The sequence below is a fragment of the Corynebacterium aquilae DSM 44791 genome, assembly GCF_001941445.1.
Classification (GTDB): Bacteria; Actinomycetota; Actinomycetes; order Mycobacteriales; family Mycobacteriaceae; genus Corynebacterium; species Corynebacterium aquilae.
Genome location: NZ_CP009245.1, coordinates 1,228,329 through 1,252,950, shown reverse-complemented (window position 1 = coordinate 1,252,950; position 24,622 = coordinate 1,228,329). Strand labels below are relative to the sequence as shown.

At 60.6% G+C, this 24,622-nt stretch carries 20 protein-coding genes; 4 read left to right on the top strand and 16 right to left on the bottom strand.

Annotation, left to right across the window (positions count from 1 at the left end; translation table 11 throughout):
- Nucleotides 1-23: 23 nt before the first annotated feature.
- Complete coding sequence (locus CAQU_RS05290) at nucleotides 24-917, bottom strand: LysR family transcriptional regulator ArgP (RefSeq protein ID WP_075725876.1); 894 nt, start codon at nucleotides 915-917, stop codon at nucleotides 24-26.
- Between the two features lie 70 nt (nucleotides 918-987).
- On the opposite strand from CAQU_RS05290, the gene CAQU_RS05285 reads away from it, so the two are divergent.
- Nucleotides 988-1,722 (top strand): LysE/ArgO family amino acid transporter, encoded by a 735-nt coding sequence (locus CAQU_RS05285; RefSeq protein ID WP_075725874.1) that lies wholly within the window; start codon nucleotides 988-990, stop codon nucleotides 1,720-1,722.
- Nucleotides 1,723-2,036: 314 nt separating this feature from the next.
- Here the strand turns inward: CAQU_RS05285 and CAQU_RS05280 are convergent, their stop codons facing one another.
- From CAQU_RS05280 to CAQU_RS05250, 7 genes are all read right to left on the bottom strand, one after another.
- Nucleotides 2,037-3,338, bottom strand: a complete 1,302-nt coding sequence (locus tag CAQU_RS05280) for a YkvI family membrane protein (protein ID WP_157108918.1) — start codon at nucleotides 3,336-3,338, stop codon at nucleotides 2,037-2,039.
- A gap of 361 nt (nucleotides 3,339-3,699) precedes the next feature.
- Nucleotides 3,700-6,540 carry an FAD-binding and (Fe-S)-binding domain-containing protein gene (locus CAQU_RS05275; protein ID WP_084563170.1) on the bottom strand — a complete coding sequence of 947 codons (2,841 nt, stop codon included), beginning with the start codon at nucleotides 6,538-6,540 and terminating at the stop codon, nucleotides 3,700-3,702.
- Nucleotides 6,541-6,690: 150 nt separating this feature from the next.
- Nucleotides 6,691-7,818 carry a Glu/Leu/Phe/Val family dehydrogenase gene (locus tag CAQU_RS05270; protein WP_075725870.1) on the bottom strand — a complete coding sequence of 376 codons (1,128 nt, stop codon included), beginning with the start codon at nucleotides 7,816-7,818 and terminating at the stop codon, nucleotides 6,691-6,693.
- A 144-nt stretch (nucleotides 7,819-7,962) separates the two neighbouring features.
- Nucleotides 7,963-9,465: an L-piperidine-6-carboxylate dehydrogenase gene (gene amaB, locus CAQU_RS05265; protein ID WP_075725868.1), complete on the bottom strand. Its 1,503-nt coding sequence runs from the start codon at nucleotides 9,463-9,465 to the stop codon at nucleotides 7,963-7,965.
- Nucleotides 9,466-9,511: 46 nt separating this feature from the next.
- Nucleotides 9,512-10,825, bottom strand: coding sequence for a 2-oxoadipate dioxygenase/decarboxylase (gene hglS, locus CAQU_RS05260; protein WP_075725866.1), 1,314 nt, complete (start codon nucleotides 10,823-10,825; stop codon nucleotides 9,512-9,514).
- Between the two features lie 67 nt (nucleotides 10,826-10,892).
- Nucleotides 10,893-12,080 (bottom strand): NAD(P)/FAD-dependent oxidoreductase, encoded by a 1,188-nt coding sequence (locus CAQU_RS05255; RefSeq protein WP_075725864.1) that lies wholly within the window; start codon nucleotides 12,078-12,080, stop codon nucleotides 10,893-10,895.
- Nucleotides 12,081-12,190: 110 nt separating this feature from the next.
- Nucleotides 12,191-12,853, bottom strand: a complete 663-nt coding sequence (locus CAQU_RS05250) for a GntR family transcriptional regulator (protein WP_157108917.1) — start codon at nucleotides 12,851-12,853, stop codon at nucleotides 12,191-12,193.
- A 195-nt stretch (nucleotides 12,854-13,048) separates the two neighbouring features.
- Here CAQU_RS05250 and CAQU_RS05245 point away from each other — a divergent pair, with 195 nt between their 5' ends.
- The gene (locus tag CAQU_RS05245) at nucleotides 13,049-14,578 is read left to right on the top strand and encodes an alanine/glycine:cation symporter family protein (protein WP_084562810.1); all 1,530 of its coding nucleotides are present in this window, start codon (nucleotides 13,049-13,051) and stop codon (nucleotides 14,576-14,578) included.
- Nucleotides 14,579-14,672: 94 nt separating this feature from the next.
- Here CAQU_RS05245 and gatB read toward each other — a convergent pair whose 3' ends face one another.
- The 4 genes from gatB to CAQU_RS05225 all read right to left on the bottom strand — a co-directional run bounded on the left by gatB (nucleotide 14,673) and on the right by CAQU_RS05225 (nucleotide 19,931).
- On the bottom strand, nucleotides 14,673-16,175 hold the full coding sequence (gatB, locus tag CAQU_RS05240; protein ID WP_075725860.1) for an Asp-tRNA(Asn)/Glu-tRNA(Gln) amidotransferase subunit GatB: 1,503 nt from the start codon (nucleotides 16,173-16,175) through the stop codon (nucleotides 14,673-14,675).
- A gap of 151 nt (nucleotides 16,176-16,326) precedes the next feature.
- The gene (locus CAQU_RS05235; RefSeq protein WP_075725858.1) at nucleotides 16,327-17,355 is read right to left on the bottom strand and encodes an ATP-dependent 6-phosphofructokinase; all 1,029 of its coding nucleotides are present in this window, start codon (nucleotides 17,353-17,355) and stop codon (nucleotides 16,327-16,329) included.
- Nucleotides 17,356-17,384: 29 nt separating this feature from the next.
- Complete coding sequence (locus CAQU_RS05230; protein ID WP_075725856.1) at nucleotides 17,385-18,773, bottom strand: DHA2 family efflux MFS transporter permease subunit; 1,389 nt, start codon at nucleotides 18,771-18,773, stop codon at nucleotides 17,385-17,387.
- A gap of 108 nt (nucleotides 18,774-18,881) precedes the next feature.
- On the bottom strand, nucleotides 18,882-19,931 hold the full coding sequence (locus CAQU_RS05225) for an NAD(P)-dependent alcohol dehydrogenase (protein ID WP_075725854.1): 1,050 nt from the start codon (nucleotides 19,929-19,931) through the stop codon (nucleotides 18,882-18,884).
- 207 nt (nucleotides 19,932-20,138) lie between these two features.
- Between CAQU_RS05225 and CAQU_RS05220 the strand changes: the two genes are divergently transcribed.
- The gene (locus CAQU_RS05220; RefSeq protein WP_075725852.1) at nucleotides 20,139-20,462 is read left to right on the top strand and encodes a hypothetical protein; all 324 of its coding nucleotides are present in this window, start codon (nucleotides 20,139-20,141) and stop codon (nucleotides 20,460-20,462) included.
- 77 nt (nucleotides 20,463-20,539) lie between these two features.
- On the opposite strand, the gene CAQU_RS05215 is transcribed toward CAQU_RS05220, so the two are convergent.
- The 3 genes from CAQU_RS05215 to gatC all read right to left on the bottom strand — a co-directional run bounded on the left by CAQU_RS05215 (nucleotide 20,540) and on the right by gatC (nucleotide 22,912).
- Nucleotides 20,540-20,959 (bottom strand): hypothetical protein, encoded by a 420-nt coding sequence (locus tag CAQU_RS05215; RefSeq protein WP_075725850.1) that lies wholly within the window; start codon nucleotides 20,957-20,959, stop codon nucleotides 20,540-20,542.
- Between the two features lie 153 nt (nucleotides 20,960-21,112).
- A complete protein-coding gene (gene gatA, locus CAQU_RS05210; protein ID WP_075725848.1) occupies nucleotides 21,113-22,609 on the bottom strand; it encodes an Asp-tRNA(Asn)/Glu-tRNA(Gln) amidotransferase subunit GatA in 1,497 nt (498 codons plus the stop codon).
- A 6-nt stretch (nucleotides 22,610-22,615) separates the two neighbouring features.
- On the bottom strand, nucleotides 22,616-22,912 hold the full coding sequence (gatC, locus tag CAQU_RS05205) for an Asp-tRNA(Asn)/Glu-tRNA(Gln) amidotransferase subunit GatC (protein ID WP_075725847.1): 297 nt from the start codon (nucleotides 22,910-22,912) through the stop codon (nucleotides 22,616-22,618).
- Nucleotides 22,913-23,388: 476 nt separating this feature from the next.
- On the opposite strand from gatC, the gene CAQU_RS05200 reads away from it, so the two are divergent.
- Nucleotides 23,389-24,063, top strand: coding sequence for an ACT domain-containing protein (locus CAQU_RS05200; protein WP_075725845.1), 675 nt, complete (start codon nucleotides 23,389-23,391; stop codon nucleotides 24,061-24,063).
- Nucleotides 24,064-24,140: 77 nt separating this feature from the next.
- Here CAQU_RS05200 and CAQU_RS05195 read toward each other — a convergent pair whose 3' ends face one another.
- Nucleotides 24,141-24,458: a hypothetical protein gene (locus tag CAQU_RS05195; protein ID WP_075725843.1), complete on the bottom strand. Its 318-nt coding sequence runs from the start codon at nucleotides 24,456-24,458 to the stop codon at nucleotides 24,141-24,143.
- Nucleotides 24,459-24,622 lie beyond the last annotated feature (164 nt).

The following is a 24,622-nucleotide window of genomic DNA, read 5'->3' as shown; positions in this document are numbered from 1 at the left end:
AAAAACGATGTTCCGCACAACCTCTACAGGCCGGTGACGTGCCGGGGAGCCCGCAAATCGGAGGCGGCGTCGACCACTGCAGAGGACAGCTTGTTGAGCAACGGCGATTCCAGCCGCCAGTGCTGCCAGTACAAAGCCACATCTTCTACCTGTTCGTCCAGCAGGATAAGCTCCCCCGAATCCAGCAGATCCTGGGCTTGCAGGTCCGGCAGTAGTGCCCATCCCAGGCCCACTCGCGCCGCATACAAAAATCCTTGGGAGGATGGGATTTGGCTAATGCGCCTGCGCCGGGGCATGTGTGTGACGCGGCCGATGAGGTCTGCGTCTTGTAGCGCGTCCCGGGGTCCGTAGCGTAAAGCTGGCATGTTGGCCCAGTCGATGCTGCCGTCTGCGGCGGTGTATTGCGCCGCCAACCGTGGGCTGGCGACCGCTCGATAGCGCATCACCCCCAGGGATTTGACGTCGCAGCCTGACACTGGCGTGGATTCGCGGGTCACTACTCCCAACACATCACCGCGTCGCAGCAGCTTCAGCGAGTGCGCCTCGTCTTCGACGTGCAGGCGCAAGGAGGCGTTATCCCATTGGGCAGCCGCGGCAAGCACATGGGGAAACCACGTGGCCAAGGAATCGGCATTGACGGCCACACTCAATGGGATGTGCGCCAGCCGACCCCGCAGCTGGGCGTCGGTTTCTGCCTGCAGCAGCGCCATCCGTCGCGCGGCTTGCGCCAGGATCTCGCCCGCCTCAGTCGGGGTTGCCGGCTGGGTGCGGTGGATGAGTACGCGCCCGGTCTGGTTCTCCAGCGCTTTGATCCGCTGGCTTACTGCGGAAGGGGTGATTGCTAGGGATAGGGCGGCGGCTTCAAAGCTGCCTTCATCCAACACTGCGAGCAACGTTGCCATGTGGGAAGGGTTCATGAAGCAATTCTAACGAAACTCAAGTTTTCGTTATTTTCTTTTAAGTTCTTGGGCTGGCACGCTTACACCCATGAGCGTCGCATTACACGGATTCCTGGTAGGACTGTCCCTCATCATCGCAATCGGGCCCCAAAACGCCCTGATCCTCAAACAGGGACTCAAACGACAACACGTCGGAAAAGTCATCGCTGTCTGCGCCATCAGCGACATCTTCATGATCTCCGCCGGCACCGCAGGCGTGGGAATCATCATCGACAACGTTCCCTGGCTCTTAACCGCACTCACCTACGGTGGCGCCGCCTACCTGCTCTTCTTCGCCTACACCTGCTTCCGCGACGCCATCCACCCCAAAGGCCTCGACACCACCGACGCCCCCACCACGGTGACCCCCGCCCTCGACGTTGACGACTCACCTCTCCCCCACGCCCCACTATCCGACGTCCACCCCGACGATGGACTGCCCCACAGCGGCTCGTCTGTGCTGACCCGCACCCGCCGACGCACCACCCAGGCCCCCAGCTGGAAAGCACCAGTCATCGCAGCCTTCGTCCTGACCTGGCTCAACCCGGGCGCCTACATTGACACCATCGTCATGCTCGGCGGACTCGCCAACCAAGAAGGCGCAATCGGACGCTGGTATTTCGCCGCCGGCGCTATCGCCGCCTCCATGATGTGGTTCCCCACCCTCGGCTTCGGCGCCCAAAAACTATCCACCCCACTGTCCAAACCGGCTGTGTGGCGCGGGCTCAACATCATCATCGGCTTCATCATGATCGCCATCACCGCCCGCCTGCTCATGCACTAATCCCCACCCGCGACGCACCCCAGGCCTGCCACAGCACCACCGTGGCAGGCCTCTTTTTATGGCCACCTCAACCCAGGCAAACGCACACAGCCACACATTCACACAACCGCGCAGCCACACACCCCACGTCAAGCAAAACACCACCCCACCAGTACTCCCCGCCCCAGCTACAAATACAAATACAAAAACAGCCTGACACACCACACCAGTGGCATGTCAGGCTGCTTGCCTTAGACGAAGTCAAAGCATTACTCAACCTCGGCAGCAGGTTGGTCAGCTATCAAGCTCCACCAAGCCCAGGCCAAGCACACAAGCTAGCTCCGTGCCTGCCCATCGTCGCCCAAAGCCTTTAAGCCGTCTTCCTCGGTGAAATCAACATTGCTGTCACGCACCAACTTATCCACGACCTCTTCCTGCACCGTGCGGGCAAGATCATCGTCCTCAATGTTGGAGGCAGCCACACGACGATCCAACTCCCGCTGATGCGCCTTGGTGAAGTTCATCTCCGGGTGCAACTGCAAAGTCACCAAGTCACGAATACGGACACGGCGCTTGATTTCCTTGCGAATCAGGTGGTGGTCCTTGATCCAGGCGATGATCAGCACCACAGTCAACACCGCGCCAATGTAGCCCAGCACCGGGAACAGGTAGCTAACCAGACGCTTGAAGCCCAGGAAGCCAGCAAAGAAGGCCACGATCACCGTCAGGTAGAACATCTTCTTGAAACGCTCCGGGTGGCCAGCCGACAAACGACGACCCATCGCGTAGGACATACCCAGCGCAGAGTTAAAGATCATCGCGAAAATCACCACAGACATGGCCACACCCATGGCGGGACTAATCAAGCCGACCAGGCCCAACATCGGCATGTCCAAGTGGCCGACCTGCTCAATCTTCAAGAACAAGCTCACCACGGAGAGCACCAGCAGCGAACCGAAGATGAAGCCACCCATCAAACCACCTAGGCCCGCAGTGCGGGGCACCAGGTACTCACCACCGATAACGATCGACATGGAGACCACCACCATCAGGGAGAAGCCCACATAGGAAGCAACACCGATGAAAATATTTGGCAGCTCGGTATCGATTTCCTTCGTGGCGGCCTCCAGGGTGGCGAAGTCCGCATCGGCGTGAGTAATCGAGTACACCGCGGCAATCACAATGAACAGCACGATGAACGGCGTAGCGGCACCAATAACTTTGGACACCTTGTCAACATCCAAAGAGCCCAGAGCCAACACCAGCAGCAACAGGCCAACAGAGCCAACCCACGTGGGGAGATCGAACTGCTGATTCAGGTTGGCGCCCGCACCAGCAAACATCACCATGGCGATGGAGAACACCGTCAACATCACCGCGGCGTCGAATATCTTGGCGAACACCGGGTGGGTGTACTCAGCCAGAACAGCCGAGTGCTCAGTGGCTTGGAAGTAGCTTCCCAACTGCAAAATGACAATGCCCACGAGGCACATGAGCAAAGCGGTGACCACAGCACCGATGAGACCAGGAACGCCGAAAGCGACGAAGAACTGCAACAGCTCCTGTCCAGAGGCGAAGCCTGCGCCAATACTCAGGCCCACAAAGGCCATGGCGATGGTTAATGCGCGTTTTAGCACGACAAAGGTCCTTAAAGAGATTTAAAAGACGTCGTTTGACGATCATCCGTTGTTCCAGCCGGATGACGACACTGGCGGCCATCGCACCCGCCCAAACCAACTGTGTGGGGGCAGGAAGATTCAGCGACAAACGAGCCCGGCGGGTAGGTCGGGCAGGGGGCGCACATGGGCGCATGCCTGGGCTAAAAAATCTAGGCGATGACCGTTTCCCGTGGAGGATAGTACCAAACTGTGACCCAGATGACTCATTCGTGACCTGCAGAAATACTTCAATAGTTGATATTCCGCCAGGTCACAGCGCTCAAAGTTTTTTCACGCTCGACTCACCCTAACGGGCACCAGTAGTCTCACGAAAAGCCAATCACCCCCGGGCGCGCAAAGCATCACGCACCAGTTCCGCCGTGTGCAACGCCCGCCGAGAAGTGCCTTGACGCACCTGTGTCCTACACGAGAATCCGTCAGCACACACAGTCTCTGCTGCACGAGCGCGGGGAAATAGTTCACGCTCCCCCAACTCCATCGACATCTTCGCGTGCCCCGGTTCAAATCCCCAGTTGCCAGCCATGCCACAGCAGCCGGTCTGGATCGTGGATTCCTCAAATCCTGCGCGGCGCAGCAGATCGGTGCTTCCACTGTGATCTCCCATCGACCTCTCGTGACAATGCACCTGAGTCAACACTTCTCGTACCGGCGCCGCATTGTCGACCGTGAGAAGCACATGCGAAGGATGGGTATCGTGGGTCAACGCTTCGCTCACGAACTGTGCCCATGAAGTGGCTCGTCGCGATAGTTCCTGTACGACGGGATCGTCAACAAGTTGTGGTGCCTCGTGCTGAATCATGCTTAAGCAACTCGGTTCAAGAAACAATACCGGCAAACCCAGCTCGAGATATCCCCGTATGGTGCGTGCTGTGGAAGCGATAATTCGTTGTGCCATCGACAGCTGGCCTGTCGAATGCCAGGTCAGTCCGCAACACACGGATCCTTTGGGCAGCATCACCGTGTACCCCAGAGTGTCGAGCACCTCGACCGCAGCGACAAAGGCGTTCACATCTAGATAGTTATTGAACGAATCCGGCCACAAAATGACGCATTCGGCAGCGGATAGCCGACCAGACGCGATATCCGCAGCTATGTCAGAGGATGGTCGCACACGGTCGCGGTAGATCGATGCCGCGGATTGTGGAGCGAAATCGATGAGTTCACGGGTTGGATCCAATCCACCAACCCGTGCGAGCACACCGGCAGTAATCTTCGTGCGCATGAGGGCACCGACCAACCGGGGCATTCCCGGAACACTGTGGGCGAACCGAGCGGCCAACGGCAGCCACCCCATGGTGTAGTGCGCCCGGGGACGAAGGAGCGTACCCCGGTAGCGCTCGTTCAGCACTTCCGATTTGTACGTTGCCATGTCCACGTTGACCGGGCATTCGCTCGCGCAGGCTTTGCAGGACAGACAGAGATCCAACGCGTCGTTGACTGCATCAGAGTGATAGCCATCTTCAAGCAGCTCACCACGCATCATTTCGTTGAGTACACGTGCGCGACCACGCGTCGAGTGCACTTCATCACCAGTGATCTGGAAGGACGGGCACATCGCTCCCTCCATCGACCGGCAAGCGCCCACGCCTACGCAACGGTTCACGGCGTTGACTAACGATCCGCCGTCTTTCGGCAGACTGTGGGTGGGGGTCAGTTCCAACTGTCGCTGTACTCCCCCAGGCCGGATTCCCTCCATGTGGGAATCCGGGTTGACGAGCACTCCCGGATTAAAGCGGCGATCCGGATCGAAGATGGACTTGAACTCAGCGAATGCTGCCAGCATCTCGTCGGAGTACATGTGCCCCAGCAGTGCAGAACGCGCTCGACCATCGCCATGCTCGCCGCTCAGGCTTCCCCCATGCGACGCCACCAAGTCTGCGGCTTCAGTCATGAACTGATGGAAGGTGGTTCGGCCATGCTCCGAATCAAAGTCAAAGGAGATGCGGACATGCACGCAACCTTCGCCGAAGTGACCGAAAGGAATGCCTTGCAGCTGATATTTGTCCATCAGCGTATAGAGTCCGCGCAGATAGTCGGCGAGTTCTGTCGCCGGAACCGCTGAGTCTTCCCAGCTGGGCCAGGCTTCTCCCCCATCGGGTAGACGCGTGACGGTTCCGGCCGATGCCTCGCGAATATGCCACAACGACTTCGCCTCCACGGGGTCAGTGACCACAACGTGATCAATACAGTCGGCTGTGGATACGACCATGCTCACACGGTCGTGAAGTTCTTCCTCCGAATCCGCGCCGACCTCGCAGTACAACCACCCTCCGCATTCCATGTTTTTGCGTTCGCCGGGAAGATTCGCACCTGCCCTGGATTGTCCATTCTTGCTCCGCAGGGCGGCCAGGAGATCACCACCCATACCTTCGACGGTTCCCACCCCATCGAGGATGAGGCGCGGTGCATCGGCGGCGGCGTCGAACACGGTCGTATAGGCGCAGACCACCAACGCTTTAAAGCGCGGCACCTTCACCAGGTTCACTTCCAGCTCAGTGAAGATTCCCAAGGTTCCTTCCGACCCGGCAAGTGCCTTGGCGACGTCGAAACCGCGTTCCGGAAGCAGATAGTGCAATCCATATCCGGAGACTTGGCGTGGAAACCGGCCAAGCTCTGAGCGGATGAGATCCTCGTGGCGTGCTACGAAGTCTCGCAGTTTTTCGGTGAGCTCCACGTCGGTGCATCCGCCCCGGAAGAACCTGACCTCTCGGCCGTCGGCCAGCAGCATCGATACTGCATGCAAGTTATCGGCAGCCGTGCCGTAGGCGACCGAATGAGATCCGCAGGCATTGTTGGCGACCATGCCCCCTACACTGCACCGGGAGTGGGTGGAGGGATCGGGTCCATAGGTCAGCCCATGCTCAGCGGCAGCTTCCCGCAGCCGATCGCAGATGATGCCGGGTTCCACCCGTGCAATGCGGTTGTTGGAGTCGATCTCTAGCACTTTGCAGAAATGGCGTGACGTATCAATGATCAGGCCTTGACCTATGGAGTTTCCGGCCACGGAGGTTCCACCGCCACGGGCGATGATGTCCCAACCGCGTGCCTGGGCCAGCTGCAGACAATCTTGGATGTCTTCACGCGTGCGAGGCTCCACCACTGCTTGCGGGACGCGCCGATAAATCGACGCGTCGGACACGTAGGCTGCGCGCGTGGCCATGTCTTGGCGTACACCAAGCTTGTTCGACAGGTCGAAACGCTGCTCCGTGGTGGTGTTCACAGGGGCTCCTCCAATTGCTCAAAACCGAATCAACTCTTTGTCACGCGTGGCGCACATCAGAAACGGGGTAGTGCCGATGCGCGCCCAGTATCAGCGGGGCAGGCGGCGGCCACGCAGGTCCATGGCATCTCTGACGCGTTGTTGGGCGATATCGCGTGCGACGACGTGGGGAAGCCGGTTTGTGTCATCGGCGACACCAATGATGCTCGCAGCATTTCCTCGCAATTTTGAGGAAATGGTGGCAAAAATGTTGTCCGGTTCGACGCGGAAGGCAGACTGCCGTGCCTCCATCGCGAAAGCCGCACTCACCACTCCACCTGCGTTGGCGATGAAGTCAGGTACGACTGTTACGCCTCGAGCGTGCAGTTCAGCTTGGGCTTCGGGGCTGGTCGGCAGGTTCGCACCTTCGACGATGAGGCGAGACTTCAGGTTCGACACGTCTTCGACACCGATGACGTCTTGAAGTGCTGCAGGGATGAGGATCTCGGCGTCGGTGAACAGTTCCTGCCCAAGTTCGATGCGCTGCGATGGGAATTCCTCGACGACGGCATCACCATGGCTGGCGTAGAGGTTGTCCAGCGTAGGGATATCAAGTCCTTGGGAATCGGCGAGCGCCCCTTTGGCGGTGGAGATGGCGCAGACCGTGTAGCCCAACTCGTGCATGCGCCGGGCGGTCGCCCGGCCAACAGCCCCAAAACCTTGAATGGCGACCCGTGCTCCAGCGAGTCCCTTGCTCTTTGCGATTTCGTCCGTCACTTCGGCAACGCCAAAACCTGTGACCCCGAGCGCGTCATAGGGCACCCCGCCGAGGCTGGCAGGGGTGCCGACCGCGGTTCCGCGCCCCAGCTCATCGATGATGATGGCAGCGTCGTTTTCCGTCAGCCCCATGTCAAGCCCAAAGACGTATTCCTCCGGCACCTCATTGGAGAGCTTCCGCACGAAGGAGCGCAGGATTTCCTCCTTGTATGGGCTGTTGGGATCGGCTTGGATACCTGCTTTTGCTCCGCCGTAGAACAGGTCTACTGCTGCCCACTTCCAGGTCATTACTCGTGCTAGGCGCGCGATTTCTTCCACACTGACGGTGGGTTGCATGCGGGTTCCGCCTTTACCCATTCCGCGCGCGGTGTTATCGATGACGAGAACACCTTTCATCTGTGTCTTTTCGTCGGCCACGACAACGATTTTTTCGGGTCCCCAGTCGTCGATGAGGTCAAACATGGAAGTCCTTTGCGTAGTCAAGGGATTGGTGCTGGTCGCAAACAGCCGGTGGGATGCGTGGGCTGCACCCCACCGGCTGGTGGGTGGTTGTGATGTGGAAGCGATGACGCTTCAGGGGTTTTAAGACCGGTTGGCCTGGAGGGGTTACAGGAACTTCACGCCCTGCGCCAGCGGCAATTCGCCGGAGTAGTTGATGGTGTTGGTGGCGCGGCGCATGTAGGCCTGCCAAGAGTCGCTGCCGGACTCGCGTCCACCACCAGTTTCCTTCTCGCCACCAAAGGCACCACCGATCTCAGCGCCGGAGGTGCCGATGTTGACGTTGGCGATTCCGCAGTCTGAGCCGGAGGCGGACAGGAACTTTTCGGATTCCGCCTGGTCGGAGGTGAAGATGGCCGAGGACAGGCCTTGGGGCACTTCGTTGTGAACCTCGATCGCGTCGTCCAGATCCGTGTAGGTCATCACGTACAGGATTGGGGCGAAGGTTTCTTCGCGCACGATGTCGGTCTGGGAGGGCATCTTCACGATGGCCGGTTCGACGTAGTAGGCGTCAGCGAACTGGTCTTCGAGGACGCGTTTGCCGCCGACCAGCAGGGTGCCGCCTTGTTCCTGTGCGGCGGCGATGGAGTTTTGCATCTTATCGAAGGAGGCCTTGTTGACCAGGGGGCCGACGAGAACAGATTCGTCGCGGGGATCACCGATGGTCAGGGTCTTGTAGGCGGCGACGAGCTTGTCAACGAATTGATCGGCGATGGACTCGTGTACCAGCAGGCGTCGCATGGTGGTGCAGCGCTGGCCGGCGGTGCCGGCGGCAGCGAAGACGACACCGCGAAGCGCGAGGTCGAGGTCGGCGCTGGGGGCGACGATGGCGGCGTTGTTGCCGCCGAGTTCCAGCAGGAAGCGTCCGAAGCGGGCGGCGACTTTGGGGCCGACTTCGCGTCCCATGCGGGTGGAGCCGGTAGCGGAGACCAGGGCGACGCGGGGATCGTTGACGAGCTGTTCGCCGGCTGCGCGGTCGGCGAGGATGAGCTGGTGGATGTCGGCTGGCGCGTCGCAGTCTTTCACCGCGCGGGCTAGCAGTGCGTCGGCGCCGATGGCGCTGAGCTTGCAGATTTCCGAGGGCTTCCACACGACGGTGTCGCCGCAGACCAGTGCGAGTGCGGTGTTCCAGGAGTACACGGCAACCGGGAAGTTGAAGGCGGAGATGATGCCGACGACGCCGAGCGGGTGCCAGGTTTCCATGAGGCGGTGTCCGGGACGCTCGGAGGGCATGGTTTTACCCCACAGCATGCGGGATTGGCCGAGTGCGAAGTCGCAGATGTCGATCATTTCCTGCACCTCACCCATGGCTTCGCTCATGGATTTTCCGGCCTCGGCCTGGACGAGGACTGCAAGGTCGCGCTTGTGCTCGGTGAGCAGTTCACCCCAGCGCTTGACGACGTTGCCGCGCACTGGTGCGGGGATGTTTCGCCACTCGCGGAAGGCTGCCTGCGCCTTGGCGATGGCCTGGTCGACGTCGTTCGCGGTGTGTTCGACGGTGCCGATGAGTTCTTCACCGGTCAGCGGGGTGCGGGTGGCGTGGGGGCCTTCGTATCCGCTGGCTCCGCAGGCGTCGAGGGCTGCGCGGACGGAGTCGTTGAGGTTTGCCATGGTGGTTTGTCCTTTCGGATGGTGGGAACAGTTGGTTGTGGTTTAGCTAGATGCCGAGGGCGTCCAGGGAGCGCTGTTGTTGCGCGGCGTACAGGTCGAAGGGGTCGTGGATGGGTTTGCCGATGATCTTCGACAGCACGTCGATGTCGTAGTCGGTGCCGTGCTGTCCGTCGTCGCGGGTGCCTTCGTCTTTGAGGTTGGATTGGAAGATTCCTGCCGCGGAGCGCGGGAGGAAGTCTTCGTAGACGATGGGGGTGGCGACGACAAGCCCTTGAGCGATGGCGTCGTCCAGGCTGGTCCCTGCAGGCACTTCGCCGACTTTTTCGTAGGTGAAGTACGCCAGTTGTTGCTGCCTGAGTCCTTCTTCGGTGGTGGGCATGACTTCTGCCCAGCGGTCGGGTTCGCGGTAGGCCTCGTGGATGAGCTGGTCGTAGAGGTCTCGCCCCTTTGGGGTGAGCGCGATGCCGCGTTGTTCGACTTCGCCGAAGCGCACGCGCAGGGTGCCGGGGCCGATGGTGCCGTCTTCGAAGGAGAAGATGCGTTCTTCGTCGAGTGCCCTAAAGGAGGTTTGGCGGAGCAGGACGTCGGGGCCTTTCCATTTGGGTGGGCCTTGGACTTCGTCGATCATGGTGATGCCGCGGGCTTCCATGCGGTTGTAGAGGTCGTCGATGTCGAGTACTCGCGGGGTGAGGTGGTTGATGTGTGTGGTGGTGACCCCTCCGATGTCGGCGGCGACGGCGGAGATGTTTTCCAGTGTGCGGTACCACTCGTGGTCGACTGGATCGTCGGAGAGTTGGAAGGCCTTGGTGGCTTTCTCGACGAGCTGGTCGGCTTCGTTTTCTTCCAGTCCTCCGGCGGCGGCCGCCCGGTCGGCCAGTTCCAGTAGGTCTTCGGGAAACAGGGTTCTCGCGCCGATGAATTCGTCGAGTCGCTGCTGGATTTCTGGGCTGAAAAAGCGCGGGTCGTCGGTGGCGAGCATCGAGGTGAACACTCGGAAGGGGTTTTTCGCGAGCTCGTCTTCGTCGATGGGGCGAAAGGCGGTGGAGACCACCGGCACGCTGGCCTTGGCGGCATCGCGCAGGTCGTAGAAGCCGACCGGGTACATTCCGAATGCGGCGAAGACGCGGGCTGCTTGGGAGAGTTCTTTTGGGGATCCGACGCGGATGGCGCCGTGGCGTTCGGCGGTGACGCGTTCGACGGAACCGAGTCGGGTGGCTTCCTCGCCGTGGGCCCGGATGTAGTCGCGGTTGACGGCTTCGGAGACTTCGACGAGCGTGGTGTATGCGGGGACTTCCCGGCCGTAGAGTTCAGAAAGGGCGGCGGCGAAGCGTGCGCGCAGTTCCCAGGTGGCCACTGTCATATCTGATCTCGCTCCTTAGAGTGTGGTTGGTTCGTGGGTGCGGTGTGGGTGGTGCGACTTCTGAGCGCTAGATGATGTTGACTTCGTTGAACATGCGGTCTTTTGCGCCAAAGCGTTTCGCGGAGAAGACTTCTTTGTCGATGAAGGATTCCCTGTCGAGCATGATGTCGGCGAGTAGTTCGCCGGCGGCTGGCGCTTGGAGGAATCCGTGTCCGGAAAAGCCGGTGATGTAGTAGAAGCCGTCTAGGTCCGCGGCACCGATCAGTGCGTTGTGATCTGGGGTGTTTTCGTAGTAGCCGGCCCACCCGCCGACCAGGTCGGGGTTTTCCAACCGGGGCGCATAGACGGAGGCCGCGTCGTTAAATTCTGCCAGCCAGTCGTAGCTGAATTCCCGACAGAAACCGGGCTCCTGCATGTGGGAGATGCCAAGCAGCAATCCGTTTCCGTAGTTGTGGAAGTAGAAGGTGGTCGATAGGTCCAGGGTGAAGGGAATTGTCGGGTGCGGGTTTTCCAGCTGTCGGGTCAGCCCAATCATGCGGCGGACGGGTTCGACGGGCATCCACACCCCGGCCATGTCGCCGATGGCGCCGGACCAGGCGCCGGCTGCACAGACGATGCGGTCGGTGGCGATGTGTCCGCGGTTGGTGACGACCCCGGTGATGCGGTCGCCTTGGCGATCAATGTCGAGCACCTGGGTGCGGTTGACGATGGTGACCCCTTTGGCGAGGCAGGCGCGGGTGAGACCGGCGACGACTGCGGCAGGTGATGCGTGTCCGTCCTGGGGCGAAAAAGATGCCGCGGTCAGCGATGCGGGATCCAGGTAGGGGTTGATGAGCGCGGCTTCGTCGGGGGTGACGAGAACGGAGTTCACGCCGAGGGCGTTTTGGGTCTGGGTGGATTGGGCTAAGCATTCGGCTTCGCAATCGCTGTGTGCCAGGAAGAGATATCCCACGCGGTTGAGCGAAATGTCGACACCGAAGTTTTCTTGGAACGTGCCGTAGAAGTCGAGGGAACGTTTGCCCAGGATGATGTTTGCTTCGTCGGAGAAATTGGCCCGAACGCCGCCGAGGGGTTTGGCGGATGAACCGCTGCCGAGCTCGGATTGTTCGACGACCACAATGCGTCGAACGCCGCGCTCTGCCAGGTGCCAAGCGGCGGACATGCCCATGACGCCTCCGCCGATGATAACGACGTCGGCGGCTTTGGGCTGGCGGTCGGTGTAACTGAGTTCTAGGGGTACTGCGAGGTCTTTCACCTTGCCTCCTCTCACTGTGCTTAGCGGTTATCGATAACCTAACACTAGATGTGAGGGAGCGCACTAAAAAGTGAAAACTTTTTCTAGATCACCTGCTCAGCGCAGATTTTTTAAGGGCGCGCATACTCCAGATGGCGCACCATAACGTCCGCCGCACGCTGCCCATCGCGGCCAATAATGGCATCAACCAGCTCCAGATGCTCTCGCGCACTTTGCATCAACAAGCCCTTTTCCCGCAGGTGAATATAGGCGCCGTTGATGCGCGACTGATCGCGCAACTGCCCCACCAGGCGCGTCCAGCGAGCGTTTCCCACCTGGGAGATGAGATACATATGGAAGTCATGGTCCGCTTCCAAATAGTCGAAGATATCCCCCTCACTCACCTGTTCAAGGATATCCACCGTGCGCTGGGCGAGCTGCTGCAGCCTATCCCCCACAGCCTCGGACACCCCCGCCATGGCCACTCGCTGCACAGCTTCAACTTCAATCAATCGCCGCAGGTCGTAGACCTCTTGCCGATCCTTAGGGCTCATCTCCACCACGCGAAAACCCCGGTTTCGCACCGGCTCCAGTAGACCCCGATCGGCCAGCGACATCATCGCCTCACGCACCGGCGAGTTCGAGATTTTCAGCGAGCTAGATAGCGCGTTGGCACTGTAGATTTCACCGGGCCTCATTGAGCCGTCTAGCAGCGCTTTTCTAATGAGGGCCTCGGCAGACCCCTTTAACGTCGGCCGCTCAAACGTGTCGAGAGCACTCATCCAGTCGGCCATATCACCACTCACTTCCTCGAAAATTTGCGGGGAAAAAGATTGCCTATCCTGCGAACCTTTCCTTAACAAACCCCTCGCATTCCTTTATTTTTCCAGCTAAAGACCCATATTCAAAAAATATTTTCGAAAAACACCCCCGTTCTCGGTTATATATAACATATTATGAGACCTACGTCTCACCTAAGGAGGTTGCTTATGTCCGCGACGCTTCTCGCCGCGGGATCAATCGACGAATCCATCGCCGGCGTTTTCGGCGGCATCGTTGACTGGCTCGAAAAAATCGTCTTCTACTCCGTCAGCATCGGCGGAGCAGACGTCCCCCTCGTTGTCGTCTGGCTCGCAGCCGCCGGCATCTTCTGCACATTTTTCCTCCGCGTCCGCCCCATCAAGGACGCCCAACAAACCTGGAAAGTCGTCAAAGGCCGACTCGCCCACAAAAACGACCCCGGTGACATCACCTCCGCTCAAGCAATGGCCATTGAGCTCTCCGGCACCACCGGGCTAGGAAACATCGCCGGCGTGGCCGTCGCCATCTCCATCGGTGGTCCCGGCGCCACCCTATGGATCATCATCGCCGGACTGTTCGGCATGGCCCTCAAACTCGCCGAGGCAACACTGTCCCAGATGTACCGTCGCGTCCACCCCGACGGCAGCATCAGCGGTGGCCCCATGTACTACCTCAAAGACGGCCTCACCGCGAACGGGAAACCCATCCTCGGCTCCATCATGGCCTTCATCTACGCATTCGGATTCATGTTCGCCGCCATGGGTGCCGGTAACATCTTCCAGTCCAACCAGCTGGCCGCACACGTTATCGACGCAACAGGCGGCGAGTCCTCCTTCTTCTACGGACGCGCATGGATCCTGGGACTCGCACTCGCGATCGCCGCAGCACTCGTGATCCTCGGCGGCATTACCGCCATCGCCCGCTGGACCTCCAAACTGGTCCCGCTGATGTCCCTGCTCTACGCAGTCTCCATCGTCATCGTGCTGGCACTACACATCGGCGATATTCCCCACGCAGTACAGCTCATCATTGAAGGTGCTTTCAACCCGACCGGAGTCGCCGGCGGAGCCATCGGTGTCGCCATCATCGGCATCCAACGAGCACTGTTCTCCAACGTCGCCGGCGTCGGCACCGCAGGCTTGGCACACTCGGTCACCAAGAACCGCAATGCCACCGAAGAAGGCCTTGTCGCAGCATGGGAGCCCTTCCTCGACTCCGTCATCCTGTGCACCATGACCGCTCTCGCCATCATCGTCACCGATCAGTACCAAAACGCAGACGGCGACGGAGTGGTCATGGCCACCAACGCCTTCGCCACCGTGCACTCCTTCTTCCCCGTCATTCTGTCTATCTGTATCGTCTTGTTCGCCTTCTCCACCATCCTGAGTTACTCCTTCTATGGCAAGAAAGCAGCAGGCTACCTGTTCAAGGGCAACAAGATCGCAGAAACCGTCTACGACATCGTCTACCTCATCATGATCGTCGTTGGTGCGGCCGTTTCCCTGGACATGGTGGTGCGTTTCTCCGACGCCATGTTCTTCCTGGTCGCCATCCCCAACCTGCTCGGCCTCTACCTCCTGGCCGGGCCGCTGCGTCGAGAAATCGAAGGCTACCGCAGGATGGCCGACGACAACTCGGTGCCCGAAATCCACGAGCACACCGAACCCATCGACCCGCTCGAAGCCCCCAACGCCGTCGCCAAGGTTGTCAACCGATAACCTATCCCCAAGCGTCCCTTAGACACACCTCCGCCCCACCAGCAACTCACACGCTGGTGGGGCGGACGTCTCTTCGTGATACGAGGTCAGTGGCCTACTTGCACTTCTCGGCAATCAGCTTGTTAACCAAAGCCGGGTCAGCCTTGCCACGGGTGGCCTTCATGACAGCGCCCACGATGGCGCCGCCAGCCTTGGCATTACCGCCACGGATCTTCTCAACGATGTCGGGGTTGGCAGCCAAAGCCTCATCCACGGCCTTCTCGATGGCCCCATCGTCACGGACAACTTCCAGACCACGGGCAGCCACGACCTCAGAGACAGAGCCTTCGCCCTCGAGCACGCCGTCAACAGCCTGACGGGCAAGCTTGTTGGTGAGCTTGCCTTCCTTAATCAGACCAACGACCTCAGCCACCTGGGCGGGGGTAATTGCCAACTCGCTCAGTTCAACGCCTGCAGCATTAGCCTTCTGGGTCAGGTAGGACACCCACCAGGAACGAGCCTCATCCGGGGTGGTACCAGCCTCCACGGTCTCGATAATGAGATCAAGTGCGCCAGCGTTGACCAAGTCACGCATTTCAGCGTCCTTCAGGCCCCACTCCTTCTGGATGCGGGCCTTGCGCACCCACGGAAGCTCCGGCAGGGTGGCGCGGATCTCCTCAACCCACTCACGCGGAGCAATCACCGGAGGAAGATCCGGGTCATTGAAGTAGCGGTAATCCTCAGCGGTTTCCTTGACACGACCAGAGGTCGTCGAGCCGTCGGACTCCTGGTAGTGGCGGGTCTCCTGAATAATTTCGCCACCATCGACGATGACCTGAGCCTGGCGCATCATCTCGAAGCGCACGGCCTGCTCAACAGACTTCAAGGAGTTAATGTTCTTGGTCTCGGTGCGGGTACCGAACTCGTCCTGGCCCTTGGGCTTCAGAGACACGTTGGAGTCCACACGCATGGAGCCCTGATCCATGCGGGCATCGGACACGCCAAGAGCCGCAACCAGCTCACGCAGCGCGGACACATAAGCGCGAGCGACCTCGGGTGCACGCTCGCCGGCGCCCTCGATGGGCTTGGTCACGATCTCAATCAGCGGAACGCCGGCACGGTTGCAGTCCACCAGGGAGCTGGTAGCACCGTGAATACGGCCGTCCGCGCCACCGAGGTGGGTCAGCTTGCCGGTGTCTTCCTCCATGTGGGCGCGCTCGATCTCAACGCGCCACTCGGTACCGTCGTCGAGCACCACATCGAGGTAGCCGTCATATGCGATCGGCTCGTCGTACTGGGAGATCTGGTAGTTCTTCGGCTGATCCGGGTAGAAGTAGTTCTTCCGCGCGAAACGGGAGGATTCTGCGATGGAGCAGTTCAGCGCCAAACCAATCTTGATTGCCCACTCCACGCCCTTGGCGTTGACCACGGGCAGTGCGCCGGGCAGGCCCAGGGACACCGGGTCAATGTGGGAGTTCGGGGCTGCGCCAAAGTGCGCGGAGCTGGCGGAGAACATCTTGGTCTCGGTTGCGAGCTCGACGTGCACCTCAAGACCCATCACCGGGTCGAACTGGGCGACGACGTCGTCAAAATCCATCAGATCAGTCATGGCGGACATTCTACCCGAGGGGCCCGTACCGTTTGTGCCTCAGCCCGCCCTTTTCTCCCCCACCGCCACCCGCTGCTGCCACAACGCAGCAAACCCCATCACTGTTGTGGGAAAACAGCGACGGGGTTTGTGGTTCACACCGGTAGATCCGGGAAAAGCTTTAGCCGAACAAAGCGCGGGCGGTTGCGATACGTCCAGCGGGAACACGCTTGAGGGTGCCAACCGCCTCTTCCAACGGAATCAGGTCGATGTGTTCACCGTGCAGGGCAACGCAGGTACCGAAATCTCCGGTGTGGCAGGCCCGGGCAGCGTGCACGCCGTAGCGGGTTGCCAGCACACGGTCGTAGGAGGTGGGGGTACCACCACGCTGAATGTGGCCGAGCACCGTGGTGCGCACGTCGTGGCCCAGGCGGCGTTTGATCTCATCACCGATGACCTGGCCGATGCCGTTGAAGGTCTGGTGGCCGAACTGGTCGACACCGCCCTCGTTGAAGTCCATGGTGCCGGGCTTGGGCAGGGCGCCCTCGGCGACGACGATGATGCCGTACTTCTCGCCCATCTGGAAGCGACGCTCCATGGCCTTGCAGATCTCTTCGATGTCGAAGGGCTCCTCGGGGACCACGATGTAGTGGGCACCGCCGGCCATACCGGCGTGCAGTGCAATCCAGCCCACGTGACGCCCCATGACCTCCACGATCATGACTCGGTTGTGGGATTCTGCGGTGGTGTGCAGGCGGTCAATCGCGTCAGTGGCTACGGAGACCGCGGTGTCGAAACCGAAGGTGTAGTCAGTGCCGTTGACGTCGTTGTCGATGGTCTTCGGGACGCCGACGACGGGAATACCGTTATCAGACAACCACTTCGCACCCTTGAGGGTGCCTTCACCGCCGATGGGGATCAAGGCGTCAACGCCCGCGTCCGCGAGGTTTTCCTTGATTTGGTTAAGGCCTTGCTTGAAGGCGTCGGGGTGGAGTCGGCCGGTGCCGAGGATGGTGCCGCCACGCAAGAGGATGCGGTCGATATTTTCATCGTCATAGAGCTGGACGCGGCGGTCTTCCATGAGGCCGACCCAGCCGTCCTGGTAGCCCACCACCGTCGAACCATAAGAAGTCGCGGTACGGACGATGCCGCGGATGACGGCGTTAAGTCCCGGGCAGTCGCCGCCCGAGGTGAGTGTGGCAATACGCATGCCTTCTATCCTAGCCACCTTGCTTCCGTTTATGCCCGTTCGGTAAAGCGACTCACTGCAATCAAGCCGAGGAGGAGAGCCAGAGCAGGCAAAATCATGGACAAACCCATGGCGGTGCCGTAGGAAGTGTGGCGAACACCAACTTGCATTGCTGCACCGATTGCTGCCGAGCCGACCACGGAACCGACCTGTCGGGAGGTGTTGTACACGCCGGAAGCCGCACCCACAATGTGCATGGGCACGTCTCGCATGCTGGTTGCAGAATTCGGCGACCACACAAAGGCGTTGCCGAAACCCATCATGATGATCGGGATCAGCATGAACAGGTAGGGCACCCCGTCACGCATGACGATGACCAACGCGACCATGGCGCCGGTCATCATGCCGAAACCAATCATCGACAAAGTACGCGGGTGTTTGACGTCCGAGAGCCTGCCCACCATGGGGGCCAGACCGCCAGAGATCAGTGCCATTGGCGCGAGCATCAGCCCGGCTTTTTCAGCACCCAGCCCGGCGGAGTCCTGCAAGAACAGCATGATGGGCAGCATGGTTCCGGCGACCGCGAAGCCCATCATCGCGATACTGAAAGCACCCATGGAGAAATTATGGTTGTGGAAGACCTCAAGAGGAAGCAGGGCTTCGGTTCCACGCGCGGTGGCACGCGCTTGCAAGCGCAGGAACACGGCGATGAGCACGATTCCCACTGCGAGCACCCCGAACAGCCACAACGGCCATCCCAAGTTCGGGCCTTCCTGCACGGAAAACACAATCGCAAACACGCCCAGGATGGACAACACCACGCTGAAGAAGTCCAGTTTTCGGGCCATGGTGTCGAGGTGCGGAACCCACTTGTAGACCAGGATCAGGGACAGTACTCCGATGGGGACGTTGATGAAAAAGATCCATTGCCAGCCGATATGGGCGACAATGACGCCACCCAAAAGCGGGCCGGCTAGAGTCGCAAGGCCGGCAACTGCGCCCCACACACCCATCGCCGCGCCGCGCTTGTTACGGGGAAAGATGCGGTTGATCACGGCCATGGTTTGGGGGGTGAGCAGCGAGGCACCAAACCCTTGTACCGCGCGGGCAATGATGAGGGTTTCAATGTTTGGGGCGATGCCGCACGCGAGCGAACTCAGCGTGAACAAAGCCATGCCGGCCATATAAACGCGGCGCTGCCCGAAGCGATCGCCCAGGCGCCCCGTCACCAACAGCGGCACTGCGAAGGTCAGCAGGTAGATACTGGTCACCCACACCACCTGAGATAAGTCCGCCCCCAGTTCCCGCTGGAAATCTGGGGTTGCCACGGCCACGATGGTTTGATCCAGCAGGATCATGAAAAAGCCGATGCACAGCGCGATCAGTGCGCGCCATGCATCTTTAAGGTCTGGAGTTTCCGGTGCAGGATTTTTCGTCACCGCGCCATACTAGACCCTTTGCTTTCTTAACGCCGAGCCGGATAGCGACGCCCTGGGCGTTTTCGCCATTGTCTGTTTGCAGCCTGAAAGGTCAGGTCGCGGGTGTGGTTATTCCGGTCGGGGCAGCTTGGTGGTGTCAATGACGGCGCGGAAGTGGACGTCACCGGCAACAACCCGGTCGTAGGTCTCGTCGACTTGGTCGGGGTTGATCAGTTCGGTGCGCGCGTAGATGCCGTGCTCGGCGCAGAAGTCGAGCATTTCTTGGGTTTGTTTGATGCCGCCGATGTTGGATCCGGTGAGCACCTTGGCCCCACCGATCAATGCGCCGAAGTGCAAAGGTTGTGCTTCTGGGGGCAGGCCCACAACGGCCATGACACCGTGACGGGTCAGCAGGGAAAGGTAGCGGTCGACGTCGATATCGGCGGAGATTGTGTTGAGGATGACGTCGAATTCGCCACGGTGGCGGTCAAAGAAGTCTTCTTCGCTGGTGGCTAGAAGTTGGCGCGCGCCGAGTTCTTGTGCCAGGTCTGCTTTGGCGGTGGTGCGGGACAACACGGTGACATCCGCGCCGAGGGCGGCTGCGATTTGCACGCCCATGTGGCCGAGTCCGCCCAAGCCCAGGACAGCTACCTTGTCCCCTGCTTTCACCCAGCGTTTCAGTGGCTGATAGGTGGTAATGCCGGCGCACAGCAGTGGTGCGGCGTGTTCGAAGCTCAAGGAGTCGGGGATGCGGCAGGCGAAGTGCTCAGGCACGACGATGCCGGTGGCGTAGCCACCTTGGGTGATGGTGTCGTCGATGTCGCGGGAGTTGTAGGTGCCAACTTTGTGGCGTTCACAGTTTTGTTCCTCGTCCTCGCGGCAGGGTTGACATTCACGGCAGGAATTCACCAGGCAGCCAACCCCTACTCGGTCGCCGACGCGGTATTTGGTGACCTTGTCTCCGACCTGGGTGACGATGCCGGCGATTTCGTGGCCGACGGTCAGCGGGAAGTGGGCCTCGCCCCATTCGTTGCGGATGGTGTGAATGTCGCTGTGGCAGATTCCGGCGGCTTGGATGTCGATAAAGATGTCGTCGTCGCGCAGTTCGCGGCGGTTGATGACCGCTTGGGTGAAGGGCGCGTCGACGGAGGTTTTCTGCAGGACTGTTACGGCTGTCATGTTGCCCCACCATACCCAGTTGGTTTCATTAGCGCGGCGATGGCGGGTTTGGCGCACCTGTCTGTGCAGTACACAGCCGATAAAGATGTGCGCTGGGCGTGATTGTTGTCATGGTTAGTGCCGATGTCGTGGGCGGATCCCCGGGGCGGTTAGGAGGGCTGTCTTTTTCCGGGGAGTAAAACTGCGTTCGGCGGTAGGCTGGTGGCTATGGATATGAAGTTGAAGAAAGCTGAAGATGTCAGCACTGCCTCCTTGGTTGTCACCGGGTTGATCGGTGGTTGGCTGACTGCCCGTGAGACCGGTATTCGCCCCTTGGGTGGTGTGGTGTTGGCGTTGGCTGGCGGCTATGCAACCCGTTCGTGGTGGAAGAAGTCTGGCCCGGTTCCCGCTATTGGTTTGTTGGGCACCTACATTGGTGCCTTTGGCTTGTCGCACCCGTTGGCTAAGAAGATTGGTGCGTGGCCGGCCGTGTTGGCTGTGACCACTGTTGCTTCTGGTGCGGCCTGCGTGCTCAACGACATCAACGACTAATTTTTGGCAAGCATTTTTGCTGCATGAAGACCCCTGTGGCGTCCCCGTTGTGGGTGCCACAGGGGTTTTGTGTCCGGTTAGGATGAGGTGAAGATTCCGCCGAGGGTGATCCCGATAGAGAGGGGATCCGGGGTGACGGCCCCGCAGGCGACGTTGCGTTGTGCCCAGCTGTTTTCGACCCAGACGAAGCCGAGCCTTTCGAGGGGGTTGGGGATGCGGGGGCCGAAGGGGTTGTGGAAGGCATTGCGGTAGTTGAATTCCCGCACCACGGTTCGCAGTTCTGCTTCTGTGTGGACGTTGGCTTGATCGGCGGCTTGCCGGAGTTGCTCACAGCTGCCGGTCGCGGCGACCTGGGCGATGGTGGATCCACGCATGAAATCTGGCGTGACAAGGTCGTGGGCTTGTTGTGCGGTGGCTGCTGCACTTCCGGTGATGCTCATGCCTAGGGCACAGGCAATGGCTAGTCCTGCACGTTTGTGGATGGTGGTGTTGCGCATGTGTCAACCCTTTCCTTGTTCGGTGGAGTTGTGCGCAGTGTAGCGTCGCTGCTGTGCTGCAGTGGTGCTTTTAGGGTTTGGTTTATACTTTGCGTACATGAGTGAAGCCTCCCCGGTGATCCGAGGAGGCTTCATGTGGGTTTGCGTTCGCGTTTAGCGGCGACCGGCTTCGAAGGCTGCGCCGACGCGGTAGAGGCGATCATCGGCGAAGGCGGGGGCCATGATTTGCAGGCCGACCGGGAGGCCGGTGTCGCTGGCTAGTCCTGCGGGCACGGACATGCCGCACAGGCCGGCGAGGTTCAGCGGCAGGGTGCACAAGTCGAAGTTGTACATTGCCAGCGGATCGGAGACCTTTTCGCCCAGCTTGAAGGCGGTGGTGGGCGTCGTCGGGGAGACGAGCACATCGCACTTTTCGTAGGCCTTGGCGAAGTCCTGGGCGATCAAGGTTCGGACGCGCTGTGCCTGAAGGTAGTAGGCGTCGTAGTAGCCGACGGACAGCGCGTAGGTGCCCAGGATGATGCGGCGCTTGACCTCAGGGCCGAAGCCTTCGGCACGGGTCAATGCCATGACTTCTTCGGCGGAGCGGGTGCCGTCGTCGCCGACGCGCATGCCGTAGCGCATGCCGTCGAAGCGAGCGAGGTTGGAGGACACTTCGCAGGGGAGAATCAGGTAATACGCGGCAAGTGCGTCGTCGAAGTGGGGGCAATCGACCTCAACGACCTCGGCACCTTGGGCGGTGAGCTGTTCGACGGCGGCGTGGAACTGCTCGAGCACGCCGGGCTGGTAGCCCTCACGGTCGAACTGCTTAACGACACCAACTTTGACGCCCTTCAGGTCGCCGTTTGCGCCTTCGCGGGCAGCTGCGACGACGGGAGCAACAGGACGATCAACGCTGGTGGCGTCGAAGCGGTCGTGACCGGCGATGACCTCGTGCAGCAGCGCGGTGTCCAGCACGGTGCGTGCGGTCGGGCCACCCTGGTCCAGGGAGGATGCACAGGCGACCAGGCCGTAGCGGGAGACGGTGCCGTAGGTGGGCTTGACGCCGACGGTGTTGGTTAGTGCGGCGGGCTGGCGGATGGATCCACCGGTGTCGGTGCCGATGGCCAGCGGGGCTTCGCCGGAGGCCAGGGCTGCGGAAGAACCGCCACCGGAACCGCCGGCGGTGCGCTCGATGTCCCAGGGGTTGTGGGTGGGGCCGTAGGCGGAGTTTTCGGTGGAGGAGCCCATGGCGAACTCGTCCATGTTGGTCTTGCCCAGAATCGGGATACCAGCGGCGCGAATCTTGGCGGTCACGGTGGCGTCGTAGGGCGACATGTAGCCCTCGAGCATCTTGGATGCACAGGTGGTCGGCGCGTCGGTGGTGGTGAACACGTCCTTGAGCGCCAACGGGACGCCAGCCAGCGCGGAGGCGGGCTTGTCGCCGGCGGCGATGGACTTGTCGACGGCGTCCGCTGTAGCCAGTGCCTCGTCGGCGCCGACGTGCAGGAAGGCGTGGATGGTGTCGTCAACCTCTGCGATGCGGTCCAGGTGGGCCTGGGTGACTTCGCGGGAGGAGACCTCGCCGGAGTGGATGGCTGCTGCGAGTTCCGCCGCGGTTTTGCGGGTGAGCTCGTTGCTGGAGTTGTCTACCAGGAAGTTGTTGTTCGACATGGTGGTTTAGCTCTCTCCCAGGATCTGCGGTACTTCGAAGCGGCCATCTTGGGCTGCGGGGGCCTGGTCGAGGGCTTGCTCGGCGGTCAGCGTTTCCTCTACTTCATCGGCGCGCATGGTGGTGCGGATGGAGTGGGGGTGGCTCATGGGCTCGACGCCGTCGGCATCCACGCTGCGAACCGCCGACACGTTGTCGATAATCCCGTCGATCTGGCTGGCGAAAGTCTCCAGCTCTTCCTCGCTCAGGGCGAGGCGGGCGAGAGTAGCGAGGTGTGCGACCTCGTCGCGCGAAATCTCAGACACTGTAAGTGGACTTCCTAACCTGTCGAATGTATTCAGGGGCTTTTGGGCACCGTGCTGTGCCACCGCTGGTGGAGTTTGGTGCCCGGGAGCCTTGTGGTTTTCCAAAGTTTATCGCACCTTCACCCGGCGAGGTCGCATTAGGTGATCTCCGCGCCGAAACCGGCCTGTCCCCTGCCGAGGCTCGCCTCCAGGGTTGGTCGTGCCGAAGGGTTGTGGTGGGGCTGGTGTGCTTTCCTGTGCTGCGCGGGTACGTGGCGCCTGATTTTGGCGAGTCTGTTGTTGGCGCCCCGTAGTGGGTGTGCAGCTTGAGGGTGCTGTGGGTTTTGTCCCGGGAGCGCGCTTTTCCACGTACAATGGCTCCGCTACCACTTCATACACAAGAATCGGCTTATTTATTGGGTGCGATTTTCGCAGGCCACATCGTTTTCTTGTGCATTATTTCGTCGAAGAGGTAGCGGAAAGGTTGTAGTTTTCCTATGTCATATTTGCTCCGCGTCGTGTTGCCTGACACTCCCGGAAGCCTCGGCAAGTTGGCCGACGCATTGGGTTCTGTTGAGGGCAATATCCAGTCTGTGGACGTGGTTCACGTGTTTGAGTCTGGGCCGGACGCTGGCACCGCTATGGATGACATCGTGGTCACCTTGCCGCCCCATTGTTTGCCGGATTCTTTGATTTCGGCGGCGGAGTCGATCGAGGGTGTGCAGGTTGATTCTATTCGCCCCTTTAGCGGGACGGTGGATCGCCGGGGGCAGATTAATGTGCTGGCGCTGGTGGCCGCGAATCGTCGCAACACTGCCCGGGCGATGGAAGAACTCGTCAACGCCTTGCCGCAGTCAATGACGGCCGGTTGGGCGATTGCTTTGGATGTCTCCAAGGCTGCGACCCGCGTCGCCGCTAGCGGTGCTGCCCCGGAGGACGATAGTTCCAATCCGCAGATTCGTGGCGTGGAGTCTGCTCGCGTGCTGGATCCGGAGACTGAGACGTGGATTCCGGAGTCGTGGGCGCTGTTGGATGCTGCGTTGGCCGCTACCCCGATCGGTTCCACGGGCATTGTCCTGGTGGTTGGCCGCCCGGGTGGCCCGGACTTTTTGGCCTCCGAGGTGGAGCACCTGGGCAATTTGGGTGATATTGTGGGCGCGATTTTGGGCTAGGCTCTCCCCGGTTTGAAAAAACCTCCTTGCCGCCACAGTGATTGTGGTCTGGCAAGGAGGTTTTTTATGCGTGTGGGTTAGGCGCAGGCGTCGCGGCACTCGTCCCAGTGGCCCTCGTGGGCGTGGTGGAGGTGGCCGTCGTGCAGGTAGTCGACGTGGTCGCCGTGGGGGATGGCGACGTGGCCGCAGCCTTCACCGTGGGTGTGCTCGTGTGCCTCGTGGATTGCGTGCTCGGTGGTGGCGCAATCGGTGTGGCCGCAGTCGTCCCAGTGGCCGTCGTGGGCGTGGTGGAGGTGGCCGTCGTGCAGGTAGTCGACGTGGTCACCGTGGGGGATGGCAACGTGGCCGCAGCCCTCGCCGTGGGTGTGGTCGTGGTTGTCGTGGATGTTGCACATGTCGGTACGTCTCCTGGTGGTGGTTTGTGTCCTGGTGGAAAACTGGTGGTTTTCCTGGTGCGAAAAACGTGCGCCGGTGGCGATGTTTCGCTGTCACCCCTCACCTTACTGAAAACTTATTGAAAACGCACCTTTTTGTTGAAATTTGTTGAAAAAGGGGTGTT

What these genes read in the sequence shown, in the direction of transcription:
- CAQU_RS05290 (WP_075725876.1), bottom strand. Translation starts at nt 917, where the DNA reads ATGAACCCTTCCCACATGGCAACGTTGCTCGCAGTGTTGGATGAAGGC.
- CAQU_RS05285 (WP_075725874.1), top strand. Translation starts at nt 988, where the DNA reads ATGAGCGTCGCATTACACGGATTCCTGGTAGGACTGTCCCTCATCATC.
- CAQU_RS05275 (WP_084563170.1), bottom strand. Translation starts at nt 6,540, where the DNA reads ATGGCCACGCGCGCAGCCTACGTGTCCGACGCGTCGATTTATCGGCGC.
- CAQU_RS05270 (WP_075725870.1), bottom strand. Translation starts at nt 7,818, where the DNA reads ATGTTTGACCTCATCGACGACTGGGGACCCGAAAAAATCGTTGTCGTG.
- amaB (WP_075725868.1), bottom strand. Translation starts at nt 9,465, where the DNA reads ATGGCAAACCTCAACGACTCCGTCCGCGCAGCCCTCGACGCCTGCGGA.
- hglS (WP_075725866.1), bottom strand. Translation starts at nt 10,825, where the DNA reads ATGACAGTGGCCACCTGGGAACTGCGCGCACGCTTCGCCGCCGCCCTT.
- CAQU_RS05250 (WP_157108917.1), bottom strand. Translation starts at nt 12,853, where the DNA reads ATGGCCGACTGGATGAGTGCTCTCGACACGTTTGAGCGGCCGACGTTA.
- CAQU_RS05245 (WP_084562810.1), top strand. Translation starts at nt 13,049, where the DNA reads ATGTCCGCGACGCTTCTCGCCGCGGGATCAATCGACGAATCCATCGCC.
- gatB (WP_075725860.1), bottom strand. Translation starts at nt 16,175, where the DNA reads ATGTCCGCCATGACTGATCTGATGGATTTTGACGACGTCGTCGCCCAG.
- CAQU_RS05235 (WP_075725858.1), bottom strand. Translation starts at nt 17,355, where the DNA reads ATGCGTATTGCCACACTCACCTCGGGCGGCGACTGCCCGGGACTTAAC.
- CAQU_RS05225 (WP_075725854.1), bottom strand. Translation starts at nt 19,931, where the DNA reads ATGACAGCCGTAACAGTCCTGCAGAAAACCTCCGTCGACGCGCCCTTC.
- CAQU_RS05220 (WP_075725852.1), top strand. Translation starts at nt 20,139, where the DNA reads ATGGATATGAAGTTGAAGAAAGCTGAAGATGTCAGCACTGCCTCCTTG.
- CAQU_RS05215 (WP_075725850.1), bottom strand. Translation starts at nt 20,959, where the DNA reads ATGCGCAACACCACCATCCACAAACGTGCAGGACTAGCCATTGCCTGT.
- gatA (WP_075725848.1), bottom strand. Translation starts at nt 22,609, where the DNA reads ATGTCGAACAACAACTTCCTGGTAGACAACTCCAGCAACGAGCTCACC.
- CAQU_RS05200 (WP_075725845.1), top strand. Translation starts at nt 23,389, where the DNA reads ATGTCATATTTGCTCCGCGTCGTGTTGCCTGACACTCCCGGAAGCCTC.
- CAQU_RS05195 (WP_075725843.1), bottom strand. Translation starts at nt 24,458, where the DNA reads ATGTGCAACATCCACGACAACCACGACCACACCCACGGCGAGGGCTGC.